This is a genomic window from Leclercia sp. GLN_9, from assembly GCF_043105735.1.
GTDB lineage: Bacteria > Pseudomonadota > Gammaproteobacteria > Enterobacterales > Enterobacteriaceae > Enterobacter > Enterobacter adecarboxylatus.
In genome coordinates, this window is record NZ_JBICLV010000017.1 from 93255 (window position 1) to 110506 (window position 17252).

14 protein-coding genes and 1 riboswitch are annotated in these 17252 nt (G+C 46.0%); of the genes, 7 read left to right on the forward strand and 7 right to left on the reverse strand.

Annotated features, from left to right (window positions below; genetic code table 11):
- The first annotated feature begins 111 nt into the window (after positions 1-111).
- On the forward strand, positions 112-1221 hold the full coding sequence (gene apbC / locus ACF8PE_RS11080) for an iron-sulfur cluster carrier protein ApbC (RefSeq protein WP_032612540.1): 1110 nt from the start codon (positions 112-114) through the stop codon (positions 1219-1221).
- A gap of 126 nt (positions 1222-1347) precedes the next feature.
- Here apbC and ACF8PE_RS11085 read toward each other — a convergent pair whose 3' ends face one another.
- Positions 1348-1680 carry an RcnB family protein gene (locus tag ACF8PE_RS11085; protein ID WP_032612537.1) on the reverse strand — a complete coding sequence of 111 codons (333 nt, stop codon included), beginning with the start codon at positions 1678-1680 and terminating at the stop codon, positions 1348-1350.
- A 496-nt stretch (positions 1681-2176) separates the two neighbouring features.
- Between ACF8PE_RS11085 and ACF8PE_RS11090 the strand changes: the two genes are divergently transcribed.
- The 3 genes from ACF8PE_RS11090 to ACF8PE_RS11100 are packed head-to-tail and all read left to right on the forward strand — an operon-like array spanning position 2177 to position 5963.
- The gene (locus tag ACF8PE_RS11090; RefSeq protein WP_051916046.1) at positions 2177-3316 is read left to right on the forward strand and encodes a polysaccharide export protein; all 1140 of its coding nucleotides are present in this window, start codon (positions 2177-2179) and stop codon (positions 3314-3316) included.
- Positions 3316-3780 carry a protein-tyrosine-phosphatase gene (locus tag ACF8PE_RS11095; protein ID WP_032612533.1) on the forward strand — a complete coding sequence of 155 codons (465 nt, stop codon included), beginning with the start codon at positions 3316-3318 and terminating at the stop codon, positions 3778-3780. The genes ACF8PE_RS11090 and ACF8PE_RS11095 overlap by 1 nt, the downstream gene beginning before the upstream one ends.
- Positions 3762-5963, forward strand: a complete 2202-nt coding sequence (locus ACF8PE_RS11100) for a polysaccharide biosynthesis tyrosine autokinase (protein ID WP_130588503.1) — start codon at positions 3762-3764, stop codon at positions 5961-5963. The genes ACF8PE_RS11095 and ACF8PE_RS11100 overlap by 19 nt, the downstream gene beginning before the upstream one ends.
- Positions 5964-6012: 49 nt before the next feature.
- Here ACF8PE_RS11100 and ACF8PE_RS11105 read toward each other — a convergent pair whose 3' ends face one another.
- The 3 genes from ACF8PE_RS11105 to ACF8PE_RS11115 all read right to left on the reverse strand — a co-directional run bounded on the left by ACF8PE_RS11105 (position 6013) and on the right by ACF8PE_RS11115 (position 9583).
- A complete protein-coding gene (locus ACF8PE_RS11105; RefSeq protein WP_032612528.1) occupies positions 6013-7479 on the reverse strand; it encodes an aspartate aminotransferase family protein in 1467 nt (488 codons plus the stop codon).
- An 18-nt stretch (positions 7480-7497) separates the two neighbouring features.
- Positions 7498-8880, reverse strand: coding sequence for a diaminobutyrate--2-oxoglutarate transaminase (locus ACF8PE_RS11110; RefSeq protein WP_032612527.1), 1383 nt, complete (start codon positions 8878-8880; stop codon positions 7498-7500).
- Positions 8881-9106: 226 nt separating this feature from the next.
- Entirely contained in the window at positions 9107-9583 is a 477-nt protein-coding gene (locus ACF8PE_RS11115) for a hypothetical protein (protein ID WP_032612525.1), read from the reverse strand.
- A 278-nt stretch (positions 9584-9861) separates the two neighbouring features.
- Positions 9862-9956: riboswitch (TPP riboswitch) on the forward strand.
- Positions 9957-10023: 67 nt separating this feature from the next.
- Here ACF8PE_RS11115 and ACF8PE_RS11120 point away from each other — a divergent pair.
- From ACF8PE_RS11120 to ACF8PE_RS11130, 3 genes are all read left to right on the forward strand, one after another.
- Positions 10024-11328 carry a tyrosine-type recombinase/integrase gene (locus ACF8PE_RS11120; protein ID WP_392494848.1) on the forward strand — a complete coding sequence of 435 codons (1305 nt, stop codon included), beginning with the start codon at positions 10024-10026 and terminating at the stop codon, positions 11326-11328.
- A 317-nt stretch (positions 11329-11645) separates the two neighbouring features.
- Entirely contained in the window at positions 11646-12221 is a 576-nt protein-coding gene (locus ACF8PE_RS11125) for a hypothetical protein (RefSeq protein ID WP_392494849.1), read from the forward strand.
- A 7-nt stretch (positions 12222-12228) separates the two neighbouring features.
- Entirely contained in the window at positions 12229-14844 is a 2616-nt protein-coding gene (locus tag ACF8PE_RS11130; protein ID WP_392494850.1) for a TIR domain-containing protein, read from the forward strand.
- A 509-nt stretch (positions 14845-15353) separates the two neighbouring features.
- Here ACF8PE_RS11130 and ACF8PE_RS11135 read toward each other — a convergent pair.
- The 3 genes from ACF8PE_RS11135 to ACF8PE_RS11145 all read right to left on the reverse strand — a co-directional run bounded on the left by ACF8PE_RS11135 (position 15354) and on the right by ACF8PE_RS11145 (position 17252).
- Positions 15354-15911, reverse strand: a complete 558-nt coding sequence (locus tag ACF8PE_RS11135; RefSeq protein ID WP_392494851.1) for a recombinase family protein — start codon at positions 15909-15911, stop codon at positions 15354-15356.
- 136 nt (positions 15912-16047) lie between these two features.
- Positions 16048-16275 (reverse strand): hypothetical protein, encoded by a 228-nt coding sequence (locus tag ACF8PE_RS11140; RefSeq protein WP_392494852.1) that lies wholly within the window; start codon positions 16273-16275, stop codon positions 16048-16050.
- 101 nt (positions 16276-16376) lie between these two features.
- A complete protein-coding gene (locus ACF8PE_RS11145) occupies positions 16377-17252 on the reverse strand; it encodes a plasmid partitioning protein RepB C-terminal domain-containing protein (RefSeq protein ID WP_392494853.1) in 876 nt (291 codons plus the stop codon).

The following is a 17252-nucleotide window of genomic DNA, read 5'->3' on the forward strand; positions in this document are numbered from 1 at the left end:
AAAAGGGTTTTGATAGTACCAAAAGGGGCATTATTAAGTAAGCACAAACCACGGCCTTTCAGGTAAACTTGTTCAACAAAGCTCTTATCCACAATAACAAAAGGAGTCGGGATGAGTTCTCAATCCCAGGCCAAATCACCGGAAGCCTTGCGCGCAATGGTCGCCGGGACGCTGGCTAACTTTCAGCACCCCACCCTGAAGCACAATCTCACCGCGCTCAAGGCGTTGCATCACGTGGCGTGGCTGGATGATACCCTGCATGTTGAGCTGCAGATGCCGTTCGTCTGGACGCACGCGTTTGAGACGCTGAAAGAGCAAACCAGCGCTGAGTTGCTGCGGATCACCGGGGCGAAAGCAATTGACTGGAAATTGACCCATAATATCGCCACCCTCAAGCGGGTAAAAAACCATCCGGGCATTAACGGCGTGAAGAACATTATCGCCATCAGCTCCGGCAAGGGTGGGGTGGGGAAATCCTCCACCGCCGTGAACCTGGCGCTGGCGCTGGCCGCCGAAGGGGCGAAAGTGGGTATCCTGGATGCCGACATCTACGGCCCGTCGATCCCCAATATGCTGGGCGCGGAAAACCAGCGTCCGACCTCGCCGGATGGCACCCATATGGCGCCGATCATGGCCTACGGTCTGGCGACTAACTCGATTGGTTATCTGGTCACCGACGACAACGCCATGGTGTGGCGCGGGCCGATGGCCAGCAAAGCGCTGATGCAGATGTTGCAGGAGACTCTGTGGCCGGATCTCGATTATCTGGTGCTGGATATGCCGCCGGGCACCGGCGACATTCAGCTAACGCTGGCGCAGAACATCCCGGTTACCGGGGCGGTAGTGGTGACCACACCACAGGATATCGCGCTGATCGACGCCAAAAAAGGCATTGTGATGTTCGAGAAGGTTGAAGTGCCGGTGCTGGGCGTGGTCGAAAATATGAGCATGCACATCTGCAGCAACTGCGGCCATCATGAGGCGATCTTTGGCGCAGGCGGGGCAGAGAAGCTGGCGGTGCAGTATCACACCCAATTGCTGGGCCAGATGCCGCTGCACATTACGCTGCGTGAAGATCTCGACAGCGGGAAGCCAACCGTGGTTAACCGTCCTGACAGTGAGTTTACTGAGATGTATCGCCAGCTGGCGGATCGCGTCGCGGCCCAGCTCTACTGGCAGGGGGAAGTGATCCCGGCGGATATCGCCTTCCGTGCGGTGTAGTTGTTTTACCGGGGCTGCCTGATGCACCTGTCCTGTCCCTTTCTTCCGGGAGAGGGCGCAAAGACAAAAACGGTCACCTCAGGGTGACCGTTTTGCTTTTATCTTGCCACCCGGCAAAAGCATTATTTAACGGTGATAGAAGATATCGCCGTTATACGCTTTGTAGATCTTACCGTCGGTATCACCCACCAGCACATAGTTCTCACCCATGTAGGTCCAGTGTGTGCCAGCTTGCGGTTCAGGCAGGTTGCGCAGTTTGTACTGCTTGATGGTGTACTCAGGTGTCAGATACTGCGCCGGGGCGAAATCACCAATCTTGAATTTCGTAAAATCGGCTACAAACTCCTGTTCCTCATAGGCCTGGATGCCAGAGGGTGCCGCTGCGGCTTGCGGGGCAGCAAACGCCGCGCTCGCCAGTGACATCAATACGCCCAGAAGTAGAATTTTACCTTTAGTCATTTTTTCTCCAGATTAACCGTGGCCATTACTCTTGGTCTGCTGTTTCGTGACCGAGCAACAGATAGTCTATTTTATGTTTTGCCGGCTGGCTGGGTGTGTAAAAAATGTAACAAATCAACACATCCTGACGGTAGGTATGTCACTTTTCAATTATCGATGTTGTGAATGCTTTATTATTTAGTGATTAATTAATTCTATTATTTCGTTGATGAAATCCGAAATGAACACCCGGAGACTTAATAGTTATTACATGAGTATGTTATGTTCATTGCGGGATGCTTATGATGTGTTTTAATTAACTGAAAAAAACTCTGGCTTTTATTTATCCGAAAAAACAACCTGGCCGCATGTATCCGGGTTGTTGTTTTCTATTTCAACACTCCTTGTAACTCTCTGATTATAATTGATGTTTTAATTATACTTATGTGGCGATTTTAACGAGAGCTATAGGGGAGCTAATGAGTTTTTATCGACAATAATAGAGTGCCATTTATTAATGACAACAACATTTCGCGCCGGTGCAGGATTGTTTGCCGCCCTTTTATTAGCAGGCTGCACAATTACACCCGGTCAACATATAAATACTTCAGAAAAAAATAACGTTGCTGTTGCCGACGATTCGCTTGATTTAAACAAAAAAGTGGATGTCTGGCCATTAACGCCCTCCGTCATTGAACAACTGCGGGGAAATGGTGAGAAATCTCAGGCAAATCCTACTCTGGATGAGCAGTTAAAGAACTGGGAATACCGGATTGGCCCCGGGGACGTGCTGATGATCACCGTCTGGGATCATCCCGAACTCACCACCCCGGCCGGGCAGTATCGCAGCGCCAGCGACACCGGTAACTGGGTCGGTGCCGATGGCACAATCTTTTATCCCTACGTTGGTCAACTCAACGTTGCGGGTAAAACCATTGCCCAGGTGCGCAATGAGATCACCGCCAGGCTGGACAGGGTGATTGAAAGCCCGCAGGTCGATGTCAGTATCGCGGCGTTCCGTTCGCAAAAAGCCTATATCACTGGCGAAGTGGTCAAATCTGGGCAACAGCCCATTACCAATATTCCATTGACCATTATGGATGCTATCAATGCGGCAGGGGGGCTGTCGGCTAATGCTGACTGGCGCAACGTGGTGCTCACCCACGAGGGCAAAGATACGCCGATCTCGCTGTATGCCCTGATGCAGCATGGCGACCTGACGCAAAACCGCCTGCTCTGGCCGGGCGATATCCTGTTTATCCCACGCAATGACGCCCTGAAAGTCTTCGTCATGGGCGAGGTCGTTAAACAGAGCACCCTCAAGATGGATCGCAGCGGTATGACGCTGGCAGAAGCCTTAGCCAACGCCGGTGGTCTGAATCAGGAGAAGGCTGATGCTACCGGTATCTTCGTGATCCGCTCCACCACCGGGAAAAGCCCGGACGGCAAAATTGCGCGCATCTGGCAGCTGAATGCCCGCGACGCGTCAGCCATGGTGCTCGGCACAGAATTTCAGCTCCAGCCCTACGATATCGTCTACGTGACCACGGCACCGGTCTCACGCTGGAACCGGGTTCTGTCGCAGTTGGTGCCTACCATCAATGGCGTGCATGACCTGACGGAAACCGTGCGTTTTATCAGATCGTGGCCTGAATAATGATCCAATCGATTCTGGTGGTGTGTACAGGAAACATTTGCCGCTCCCCGCTTGGGGAACGGCTCCTACAACAACATTTGCCTGCATTGTCCATCGCTTCTGCAGGTACGTGCGGCCTGGCGGGACATCCGGCAGATCGCCGTGCCCGGCAAATTGCGGCCATGCATGGCCTGTCGTTGGCCGATCACGTTGCACGCCCACTGACGGCGGCAATGATGCGGGAATACGATCTGATCCTCGCCATGGAGCCAGGACAGATTAACCGGATCTCGCTCATGGCGCCGGAGGTGCGGGGTAAAGCCTTGCTGTTCGGCCAGTGGCTAAGGGTCCAGGAAATTCCCGATCCGTACGGTAAAAGCATTGAAGCGTTTGACTATGTTTTTCGCCTGCTTGGCGAAGCAAGCCAGGAATGGACCAACCGACTTACAGGAAAGGGATTACGTACATGTCGTCGAAAACCGTAAATGCGCAGGGTTATGTTGCAGATAATCATGAGCTGGATCTGACGCGTCTTCTCGGAGAGTTAATCGATCATCGGGTGTGTATTTTTAGCTGTACGCTGCTTTTTGCGTTATGTGGCTTGGTATACGCGCTTTTTGCATCGCCGGTATATATCGCGGACGCGATGGTACAAATAGAAGAGAAGCAACAAAACAGCCTGCTTAAATCGTTAGACCAACTCTCACCTGCTTATTCGCCGGATTCATCCGCCGAACTTCAGTTGTTGCGCTCCCGCATGATCCTCGGCGGAACCGTGCGAGCGTTGCGCTTATACGATCAAATTACGCCCATCCGCTTTCCCCTGATTGGCGAGGGTTGGGCAAGGCTCACCGGCCAGCAGCCCGCTATCCTGAGACTCGATACACTGACGCTGCCTCCCGCGCAGGGGAAAGCGATGTCACTCACCATTACTGCTCTAAACAATGGAAAGTATCTGCTGGAAGGGGCCGGGAATAGCATTGAGGGTACGGTCGGTAAGCTGGTACAACACGCGGGGATGACCATTAAGGTCCGTGAGTTGTCAGCGCCTGCCGGAACACGTTTCCGGGTGAAGCAGGCTACGCAGCTTGAGGCAATCAATGCCCTGAGCCAACAGCTTAACGTGACGGAACAGAGTAAAGAGAGTGGCATCCTCACATTGAGCCTGACAGGTGCCGATCCGGTGCTGATTGCCAGAACGCTGAACCACATTACCCAGAGCTACCTGCAACAAAACATTGCCCGGCAGGCAGCGCAGGATTCGCAAAGTCTGGCCTTTTTACAACGGCAAATGCCGCTGGTGCGCAGCGAACTGGAGCAGGCCGAAGAACGGCTCAACACCTATCGTAAACAACGCGATTCGGTGGATTTATCGCTGGAAGCCAAAGCGGTGCTGGAGCAGATCGTCAACGTTGATAATCAGTTGAATGAGCTGACCTTCCGGGAGGCGGAAGTGTCGCAGCTCTATAAAAAAGATCACCCGACCTACCGGGCCTTGAGGGAAAAGCGCCAGACGTTAGAGAAGGAACGTAAACGTCTGAACGATCGCGTCAGTGCGATGCCGACGACACAGCAGGAAGTGCTCCGCCTTAGTCTCGATGTGGACACCGGTCGTGCAGTTTATCTCCAGCTGCTTACTCGCCAGCAGGAGCTTAATATCTCCCAGTCGAGCGCCATTGGCAACGTGCGAATTATTGACCCGGCGGTGACGCAACCGGCTCCAATAAAACCGCGTAAGTCGATGATAATTCTGTTACTCACCCTGACAGGATTTTTTATCTCTACGGGACTGGTGCTGGCAAGAGCGGCCCTGAATCGCGGCATTACCAGCCCGGAGCAGCTCGAAAGCGAGGGGATAAACGTCTATGCCACCTTGCCGCATTCCGAATGGCTAAGCAACAAAACCTCTCTGGGCGGCAAGTCTTTCTTACGCTATTACATCCGGCATAAAACCACGAGAGTGCCTTTTTTACCGGTGGTCAGGCCGATGGATATTTTTGTTGAAGCCGTACGTGGATTACGCACCAGCCTGCATTTTGCGATGATGGATGCGGAAAACAACATCCTGATGTTCAGTGGGCCGAGCCAGGATTGCGGTAAAACGCTGGTCAGTACCTCGCTGGCGGCATTGGTCGCACAGATAGATCAACGGGTGCTGTTTATCGATGCGGATATGCGCAAAGGTTACGTGCACAAGATTTTCGCGCTCAGTAATGAGAAAGGGTTATCGAATGTGCTGTCAGGCAAAGTGGCCTTTGATGATGCCGTGCAAACCTATACCAGCGGCAACTTCGATGTGGTGACCTGTGGACAATATCCGCCAAATCCGTCGGAGCTGTTAATGCACGGACGTTTTCGTGAATTCATGGCATGGGCAAGCGAGCGTTACGACATGGTCATCGTCGATACCCCACCCATTCTGGCGGTGACGGATGCGGCAGTGGTGGGGAGTGTTGCTGCTTCTACGTTGCTGGTGGCGCGTAACAACATAACGACCGTGAAGGAGATCCAGGTCAGCTACGGGCGTTTACAGCAGATGGGCGTCAAAATTAAAGGCGCGATTCTGAATGACGTGGTGAAATCGTCCGTCAGCTATTACAGCACAGCCTATGACGCCTACGGTTACGCCTCTGCGCAAAACGAGAATAAAGAGAAAAAAACCTGTTAAAGGGGAAGGGGAATAAACCCGGCGGCAGAGCGCTGCCGGGTTGAATAACTTACTTCGCCAGCAGCTCGTGCGCCGTGCGTTCGACCAGTGACAGCAGGACTTTAACATCCTCCAGGGTCACGATTGGGTTCAGCAGGGTCAGCTTCAGGCAGGTGACACCGTTATGCTCAGTCACACCGACGTTGGCACGGCCAGATTCCAGCAGCGCATCACCGATTCTCTGGTTGAGCAGCGCGATGGCCGCATCGTCCAGGTTCAGTTCAGGGCGGAAGCGGAACAGCACGCTCGCCAGCTGTGGTGGCATCACCAGTTCCAGCAGTGGCTGTTCGGTGACATACGCGGCAACCTGCTGCGCCATGGTCACACCGTGGTCGATGATCTCCGCGTATTTCTTCTGGCCCAGCGCTTCCAGGCTCATCCACAGCTTCAGCGCGTCAAAGCGACGGGTGGTCTGCAGCGATTTGGATACCAGGTTAGGTACGCCAGCCTCTTCGTCAAACTCAGAGTTCAGGTAAGCCGCCTGATAGCGCATCAGCTCATAGTGACGCGCTTCTTTCAGCAGGAATGCGCCGCAGCTGATGGTCTGGAAGAACTGCTTGTGGAAGTCCAGGGTAACGGAATCCACCAGCTCGATACCGTCGAGGTAATCGCGATACTTTTCAGACATCAGCAGTGCGCCGCCCCAGGCCGCATCCACGTGAACCCAGATATTCTGCTTCGCCGCCAGTTCCGCAATCGCCCGCAGCGGATCAATAGCGCCCGCGTCGGTGGTTCCTGCGGTGGCAACGATCGCCAGAATCTGTTCACCGTTGGCATTGCACTGCGCGATTTTCGCAGCCAGATCGGTCAGATCCATGCGCGAACATTCGTCAGTTTTCACCTGGATAACGGACTGATAGCCGAGGCCCATCAGCGCCATATTCTTCTGCACAGAGAAGTGCGCGCTGTCGGAGCACAGCACCCGGATCTTACGCAGATCGCCCATCAGACCATCCTGCTGGACGGAGTGGCCCTGACGCGCAAAGAAAGCATCGCGCGCCAGCATCAGACCCATCATGTTGCTCTGGGTGCCGCCGCTGGTGAAGACACCGGCGTCGCCTGGCTGGTACCCCAGACGGGTACGCAGCCACTCGATCAGTTTTATCTCGATAATGGTCGCAGACGGGCTTTGATCCCAGGAGTCCATGCTCTGGTTAGTGGCGTTGATCATCACTTCCGCCGCCTGGCTTACCACCAGGCTTGGGCAGTGGAGGTGCGCCACACACTGCGGATGGTGCACCGCCAGGCTGTCCTTCAGGAAATATTCAACGGCACGCTCGATGGCGGTCTCGTTACCCAACCCTTCCGGGCTGAAATCCAGGTTGATACGTTCGCGCAGCTCGGCGACCGTTTTACCCTGGTACATTTCCGGCTGTTTCAGCCACTGCATAACCGCCTGGGTGCTCTGCTCGATGGCCTGTTGATAGGCTTCGATGCTTTGCGCCGACGACGACAAAATCGGGTTTAAATCTGACATTGTATCCATTGTCTCCGGTTAGACTGGGCGAACGCCCGCAGCAAGCAGTGCCTGCTCAAATTTGTCCAGGAACACGTTCAGCTCCTGATCGCTGATCAGCAGGGAAGGCAGCAGACGCACAACGTTACCGTTACGGCCGCCACGCTCCAGAATCAGACCGGCTTCGAAGCATTTTTTCTGGATCAGCGCAGACAGCTCGCCGTCGCCCGGGAAGCAGCCCATATGGTCGGCAGCTTCGTGCGGTTTCACGATCTCAATGCCGATCATCATGCCCAGACCGCGCACGTGACCAATTACCGGATAACGTTTCTGCAGCTCAACCAGCTTCGCTTTCAGCCACTCGCCCTGGGCGGCAACTTTATCAGCGATGTTCTGCTCGTTGAGGATCTGCAGGGTGGTGAGGCCCGTAGCCATCGCCAACTGGTTGCCACGGAATGTGCCGGTATGGTGACCCGGAGACCAGGCATCGAACTGCTTTTTGATACCGAGCACGGCCAGCGGCAGACCGCCACCGACAGCTTTGGACATTACAATGATGTCTGGCTGGATACCTGCGTGTTCGAAGGCGAAGAATTTACCGGTACGGGCAAAGCCTGCCTGGACTTCGTCGAGGATCAGCAGGATGCCATGTTCTTCGGTCACTTTACGGATGCGCTGCAGCCACTCAACCGGCGCCGGGTTCACGCCGCCTTCGCCCTGTACGGCTTCCAGAATCACGGCAGCCGGTTTACGCACGCCGCTCTCGACGTCGTTGATCAGGTTTTCGAAGTAGTATGTCAGGGCTTTCACGCCCGCTTCGCCGCCGATACCCAACGGGCAGCGGTACTGGTGCGGGTAGGGCATGAACTGCACTTCTGGCATCATGCCGTCAACGGCTTCTTTCGGCGACAGGTTGCCGGTCACGGACAGTGCGCCGTGAGTCATGCCGTGATAAGCACCGGAGAAGCTGATAATGCCGCTACGGCCAGTGACTTTTTTCGCCAGCTTCAGTGCGGCTTCAACGGCGTCTGCGCCGGATGGGCCGGTAAACTGCAGGCAGTACTCTTTACCCTGACCTGGCAGCATAGAGAGCAGGTATTCTGAGAACGCGTCTTTCAACGGCGTGGTCAGATCCAGGGTATGTAACGGCAAGCCGCTGGTAATGACACTTTGGATGCTTTTCAGCACATCAGGATGGTTATGACCCAGCGCCAGCGTTCCCGCTCCGGCCAGGCAATCAAGATACTCTTTGTTATCCGCATCGGTGATCCACACCCCATTCGCCTTAGTAATGGCAAAAGGCAGCTTGCGCGGATAACTCCTGACATTGGATTCCATGTCGGCCTGACGGGCCAGATAGGTTTCGTTGGTTTTGAAAGAAGAGGCATTCAAAGTATCAATACGGACTTTATCCGTCATCATATCACTCCTACAACCGCAGCTCAGCACGTGGCCACGATTGAATAATTAATTAAGAAAATGAGAAGGGCATCAAAAATCGCGGCCAATATAGAGCCTTTTTGCGCAAGGCTCAATGGTTAATTGTTTATCGTTTTGTTACGCGCGTTGAATCAACGCGCGTAAGCCGTAACCCCGCATGGCGACTGATGTTTCCTGGGGGGCACGCCGGGGAAAAAAGTGGGGTATTTTAGAATGCTTTAGGACTACTTTGGACAACGTTCAGAATTCCATGATCGCGACCATGGGTTCTATTCCATGACGCATCGGTGACGCCGTCCTCATCAAGGGTAATCGACAGGATATAACCGGCACCGCGAATTTCGTAGAAGTTAGCATTTAAACGCTTCACGCTGGCTTTTTTGCCGTTGATGGTGGCCTGGGTAAAACCATTATTGATGGTGGCTTTGATGCCATTGGCGCTAAAAGAGGCTTCCCGCAGCGGGTCGGCAACATGAGCCGCCTGCGCATGTTGTACGGCATTATGGGCATTCTCTAAAGCCTGTTTTTCAGCGGCGGCATTGATTGCGGCCTGACGGTTCTGGTCTGCGATATAGCACGCATCCCGGCTGACGCCTTTTGCTTCACACTGCGCTAACCGCTGCTCTTCAGAGACGCAACCCGCAAGAAGCGCAGCGACCATACCCACCAACAAAATCTTTTTCATACATTGACCTTTAGTAAAATAAGGAAATATTCCTTGCCTAATCATTAAGTTAGCCATTTTTCTGTGCGTAGCCATGCTTATTTCGTTTCTATAAAAGAAACTATATGTGGCGGAGGATGACTATCGCGGAACATGAAGTTTTGCTAGTTGATAGAGATCACATTTAGCACGAATAGCTAAAAAGATGAGAGCAATCCTGGTGAAGACAAGGAGCACCTGAATGGCTCTTGCTATTGGCAGACGCATCCTCTACGCTGCCATCGTTATATTTTATTATGTAATTTGACTCGGGGTGCCCTTCTTTGTGAAGGCTGAGAAATACCCGTACCACCTGATCTGGATAATGCCAGCGTAGGGGCCAAAATTTGGCCTACTTATCATTTGGTTAGCTTGCTTTTTATCTTGAAATTCGATTTCAGAGGTAAAAAGAGGGCTTGTCCATGAGGTTAAAATCGCTTCCGTACACCTTCAAAAGATACGGTAACTACTACATCCAGATCCGTTTATCGGATGGACGTTCGTATAAAAAATCACTTTCTACTGACAGCTATCGTGAAGCATCTGCTTTGATGATTAGCATCATCCCGCACCTTTCTTTCGTTAAATCATTAGCTACGCCGATCCCAGTGTTCGAATCATTCTTGTCAAATCTGATTGCGTCAGAACGTAAAGCAGAGAGAAATCCACTTTTGCCCCAACAACCGATGGTTGTTTCTTCTGAGGTCCTAGAGCCACAACCACCAGTAAAACCTGAGAAAGTGCTAACCCTTGCTGATGCGTGGGCGATGTACAAAGACGTAAAGGGGCGTAACTGGACGAAATCGATCTCAATGGCGAATGAGCGTTACATCGAAGTATTGCTAACGGTCTTGGGGGGGGGAGCTGATGTAACGGTGATCACCAAGCAGGACATCAAGCTGGTGATGGAAGTGGTTGAAAATCTCCCTAAGCGCGTTGTTCAGCCTTACCGTTCAATGACCATCCAGCAACTGATTGAGTGCGATGATGTTCCACCGGATCAACTGGTAGGCGTTGAGGCCATCCACAAGCATCTCAAACTGTATAAATCATTCTTCAAAACCTTCCTCACAGAAAGCAAAGACATTTTGTCTAAGTCGCCAACTGATGGCGTAGTGGCTGCTCCATCGAAAGCGAGATTTGGCGCATACAGCACAGCGGAGATGAAAAAGTTTGTAGGGTGGGCGCTTAAGCAGCCCGATGGCTGGCAAAAATGGATTATGTTGTTACTGGCATACACGGGGGCGAGAAGAGGTGAGATAGGAAAGTTGGAGAAGTCACAAATAAAATTCGATGAAGATAGCCAGCGTTACTATTTCCTGATTGCAGAAGGAGGTCAGGGGAAAACTGAAAATGCTACAAGGCAGGTAGTTATTCACCCTAAGTTAATCGAATGGGGTTTCATGGAGTACGTTGATCGCCAGTGGAAAGAGCGAATTTTCTCGGAGGTGGCAGGTGCTAATATGACAAAGATTGGCAAAGTATTTACTGATCTGCGTGATCAGCTTGGTATTCCGTATCTTGATGATTATGGACAACGGCGTTTACTGCATTCGGTACGTCACTCAGTCTGCTCTGCTGCAATGGCTGGATGGGTGTCGAATATTCTGCACCTACAGCAGACGGTAGGCCACGAGAAGACCGGCGGCATCACAAAACGCTATCTGCATACGTTCCCGCTTTCCTCGGTTTCATATGTGATCGATGGAATTAGTTGGGAGTCCTAACTGCCGAGAATTATACGTAATTCATGCTTATAGCACTTTTGTTGATGTAGTCGTAGTTTTACAAGGTTCTTGGGCCAGCATTGGCCCAGGTGAGCCAAATGATAAAATATTTATACGGATGATATCAATACTAATTAATTCATTTGAAATAATGTCTATTGGTGGGCTGCGAAAAGCCTTTCAATTCAACCAGTTTAAAAACCTTCTTCTTATAACTTATTGATTCAAATGGTGTAATAATATTTTAAAGAAAGTGCGTAAATTGATACACTTAGCCAAAGAAAAAACTTTAACCTTTGGGCTGACAAAGAACACAAATGGACGAAACCAAAATCAATATGCTCTATGAGCATTATAAATGTAATGTTGAAACGCTTAAAGCAGCTGCTAACAAAAGGGATTTAATGTTCCTTATGCTAATTTTGTCCATTATGCTTATAGCGATCCAAAGTGTGAATGCTGAATTCATTAATGGACTATTAGTCAGTGTAGGCAAGCTCGATGATAAAAGGCTTCCTGGAAATGCATTACTGTTGGTAACCTTTGCACTGGCTTCATTTGTTTTATTCATACGCTATACCCAAGCATGTTTCTTTATAGATATGCAATATAAATATTTACACACAATTGAAGCAGAATTAAATTCGTTATTCCCAGATACACAGTTGTTTACTTTTGAGGGGTTATTTTACAAAAATAGCAGCAGCTTTTACAGAAAGGCTGTTTCATTTTTCTATAAGCGAGCCTTTTCGGTTATTTTGATTTTTTTCTTGATTGTGAAAATGATGTATGAATTAGATGGGAAAACCCATTTTGATATTTATTTTTATCTCAATGGGGTTGTTTTTATTACCTACTTGATATATGTGTTTATTTATCTTTTCAAAAGGTGAGTTTGGCATGGATAATAAATTAAAACTGTTCATTAGTTATTGTCATGAAGATAAACATCATAAAGAACAAATATTAAAGTATCTTCAACCTAATGAAGACATTGAAGTTTGGTACGATAAAGAAATGCTCGCTGGTGATGAGTTTGATGAGGTTATATCTGCTAAAATCGAAGAAAGTGATGTATTTGTATTTCTCATAACACAAGACTTTCTGACTTCGAAATACTGTAATGAAATTGAGTTAAGTAAAGCATTAGAAAGAAAAGCTTCTGACGATGAGCTTCGTATTATCCCAGTAATACTTGACTATTGTACATTCAAACGTTCTCGTTTGTCGCTCTACAATGCAACACCGAGCGATGCAAAACCTATTTCTTCCTATCCAAATCAAAAACAAGCATATTTAGAAGTTTCGGAAGCCATTGAAGATGTGGTTAAATATCTTAAAGAAAAAAAGACACAATCTTCATATGCGATAACTGAAGATACGGTAGTTGAAAAAAATGCACTGAGAACTAATTTTAAGCTGCATTTACTTGATCTTGGATTTACTATTCAGCATAGAAGGAAGGAGATCCTTTATCTTGATGATTTGTTTATTTATCCAGATTTAAAAAGAACTAAATATGAATTCGATGATTATGATGTCTTTGTAAATTCAAAAAATGTTTTAAGCCATGAAAAAATTAGTGGTAATAAAACACTAATTATTGGTAGTGAGCAGTCAGGAAAGTCAACTTTAGCTAAAACCCTTTTCCGTCAATATCATTCGAATGGTTCAATACCGGTTCTTATTAAAGGCGATTCTTTCAAGAAAGTAGCCGAAATTGAAAATGTAGTTAATGATTTCCTAAATGAACAATACGATAATGTAGGTATTATAAATTACAATGAGTTGATTATCATAGTTGATGATATAACAGAATCACCTATGAATGAAAAATTCCAAAGAGCGTTGCTGAATAACCTCGTGGAAACGTATAAAAGTATTGTTATTATTGCTGACTCAAAAATTAGATTTAGTGATCAACTTCTTAAGGATTTCGATTGTTTTACAACTTATGAGATTGCTGAATTTAGCCATATCCAAAAAACTGAGCTTGTTGAGAAATGGAATCAAATTGGCTTAGATGAAACATCTGATATTGAAGATATTCAAAGTTTAAATGATAATCTAAAGCGTAATATAGATTCAATTCTTATGAAAAACATCGTGCCAAGTAAGCCGATATTTATATTAATGATTTTGCAAATTTTAGAGTCAAATACACAAAGCAATTTTTCACTGACATCTTATGGTCATTGTTATCATTCTTTAATTATACAAGCTTTCAATAAAGCGAATGTTAAAGCAGATGAGTTGAATGACTATTTTAATTATTTAAGTGAGTTATCATATTTTATATATAGTAAGGGTAATCATGCTATCAATTATTCTGAATTGGAAGAATTTAAAGAATATTATTCAAATAACTATTATTTGATGTCACATGTGGAAATTTTGGATAAACTGAAACGCTCAAAAATCATATATATGTGGGCTGATACAGTTAAATTTCAATACAAGTATATTTATTACTTTTTTACAGCAAAAAAAATAACAGAGTTAGCAAGCGATGAGTCAGTAATAATTATTGATCGTTTATGTGATAAGATTCACACCGAAAAAAATGCTAATATTCTTATATTTATAACGCATCACACGAAAGATAAGAATATCATAGAACGAATTACTGTTAATCTAAGTAATATATTTAAGGAACATGAGAAGGCCACCCTTGGTCAAAATGATGTCGATTTCTTAAATAAAATGGCGTGTGAAATACCCCAAATTGTTATCGACAAAACAAAGGATGTTGAACAGGAAAGGCTTACTGCCTTAAAAGAAAAAGAAAGTTCGGAGCGTGATATCTATGATGCGCATTTGGAAGATGAAGATGAGGAAGAGGATGTAGAGTCAATTAATAAGGATCTTCTTGATGTTAATCGGTCATACAAAGCTGTTGAGGTATTAGGCCAAATTATAAGAAACAGAAAAGGTTCTATTCCTATTCCACAGCTTGAGAAGTTGGGCCGAGAAACCTATGCTATAGGTTTTCGTTTTTTAGGATTTTATTATTCTATAACTAAGGAACTTAAAGATGAAATTATAGCCGAGGTTCACCGGCTTATTTCAGAGAAAAAAAATTGGACTACTGATAAAATCGCCAAAGAAGCAAGTTTATTTTATTGGACATATAGCTATGTTATGTCATTGAATGTCATAAAGAAAATTGCGTATTCAGTTGGGCATAAAGATCTTACAGCATATTACACAAGCCTATCAGGTTACTTTGGTTCAGAGATAAGTAAGTTAGTAGAGATAACTATCCAGTTAGAATTTACTAAGAAAATTAATAGAAATGATATTGAGTCAATTTGGTTGTTAGTCAAAGATAATATGATGACTCGTAGATTGCTTCAAGAAATTATCATAACGCACCTACATATGCATTATACCAATCATGAAGATAAAGCTTGGATAGCACAAAAACTAAGTATCCCCATTAAGGATCAGGTTTCGATGCAAAAACGTAATGCATTAAAAACACCACAATTGAAAATTGATAAAAAAGAATTATAATAAAATTAAAGGCACCCGATATGGGTGCCTGTTTTTTTAAAAGTTAAATTAATTTCGTGGTTTTATCAATTATGAGTCTAGATTTTCATCAGGAAAGTTGCAATTCTATTTTTAAATTATTTTGATATTATGTGATAAAAATCCGAATAGTTCAATTAGAAATTGATATATGTCATTGTAATTATATCTAATAAGTTAGATTATTGATGGTTTCTCGAATGAGGAGTGATTTTTGAGGGTTTTAAATGATTGGCAGAGGTATACCTTAATAACAGCATAGCCAATCAGTCATTATTACATCATTGATGTTATAGAAGGATAGGTTTAATTAAAACCTTAATAGAATATTGTTGCATTTCTTTTAAGAAAACTCATAAAAAATAAATAGAATATCATAAAAAATATTTCATTTAGCAGCCTACATCGGTGGTATGTGAATTGCTTAGCGCAATTTTTCCGGCTCCTCCTCTTCGAGCATCAGAATTCTCAAATATCAGCAAGGCAGATGATTAATCAGTTTTTAGTCGGTAGAAGGTTGCTTTGCTGATTGCTAACCTATCCTGTACTGCTGCTGGTGCTAAACCTTGCGCTAACAATTCTCGTACCTGTTCAACTGTCGCTTTGATAGGCCTGCCGCAATGTTTACCTTCCAACTGAGCACGTTTGATACCTGCTGTTCTTCGTTCTGCTATCAAATCTTTCTCCAGACTGGCTAATCCCGCCATCATAGTGAGCATCGCTTTACCGACTGGCGTAGACAGGTCAAACCCTTCGCGTAAGCTGACAATTTTAACGCCTTTTTTCTGCAACATTTCCACGGTGGAAAGAACATCAATCGTATTACGTCCTAAGCGATCTATAGCAATCACAATCAGTGTATCCCCTTCACGCACATAGCTGAGTAATTCACCAAACCCTGGACGCTCTCCTGCCTTAATTGCACCACTCACCGCTTCATCACTAAACCAGCGAGTAACGCTATAACCAGCATCGGCTATCTGCTGCTTCTGGTTTTCAACGTTTTGTTCGCTAGTGGAAACTCGCACATATCCGATCACAGTTGTCATGATGTTCTCTAAGTCTCAAAAGGTAGTATCAAAATAATAACTGTCCCAAAATCAAAGATCAAACTTTTGAGACAAGGCGAAGCCGCATTCTGTCGTTGCGTCGATGTGGTCTTATAAGGAGATGATTTTGAGACTTTTAGTTGAAGCGAACTAAATCTTGTCGATTAAAAAAACAGCTGAGGTGGCGTCTTGTTTTATAGTTGGCGATAACCGATAAAAGAGCTTTGTATCCCATTTGAAGATCCCAATTCGGCATGCTTGCCGCCCATTTTAAAGGGCCGCTCTGTGCCAAAAGTAGACCTTGAGCCATGCTGGAGTAATCTAGAGGTTGGTCAATTTTAAATGACATAATCAGCAGAGCCATATCATAAGACTTATCTCATCTTGAAAACTGACAGATAACCCATTGAGTATAAGAAAGAATTATTAGGTAAATAAAATTTTTAGTGTACTAATATTTATATCCTAATCCTCAAGAGAATTAATACTAGAGATTTTATTCAGCTCTGTCAGAAATTCTGGTTTATGCTTTAGAAGCCACTGTAATATTTTGGGATTATCGAGTAGGCTAGTAATATGTGTTTTTACTATAACTAATTTTAGTGTATTCACTCCATAAGTCTCCTTGAGTTTTTGGGTATCGACATGTACCTGAGCCATTTCCCTTTCAAGTCTGTCTAACATTTGCCTGCGACCAACAGTGTTAGTCTCCACATTTTCTGGTTTTCCTATTAACAAACTAGGAGGTGTGTTATGAAGTAAGGAAAGTGCAAAATTCCTACTAAAGTTTTCAACGTTTATCATTAGTGCCGAACATTCAATTTGCCTCATTGGCTTCATTTGCTTGAGAATATAGAATGTGGCTTTTGGGACGTGATGATTGGAGAATATGTGAATGACCTCGGGAGAAATACCATTAAGCACTCTTATTTTACCTCTAATGGCATCAACCGACATGTTAAGTGCTAAGCTTAATTTTTCGATTGGAATTCCAGAATTAAGAGCTTCTTTAATCATTCTTTGCTCTTGAATAATGGTAATTCTGTTTACCCGGCTATTAGGTGTGAAGGTGTCATAAACACTTGATATTAGGCATTTAACCTTGTTTTCACCTAATTCTTTTAGAGCTTCAACTCTGAGATGACCATCAATGATTTTTACATGGTTTTTCACGCTGTCGATATAAATAATAATAGGCTCGACAAGGCCAACTTCTGCTAATGAGGATCTAATCTGTAAGTATTTAGTGCTTAACTTAAAATTAGAAGGTAGGATTTTAGTATGCATAAGTGAATCAAGTTTGAAAACAATCGCATCATTATGGAAACAGTAATTAATCAT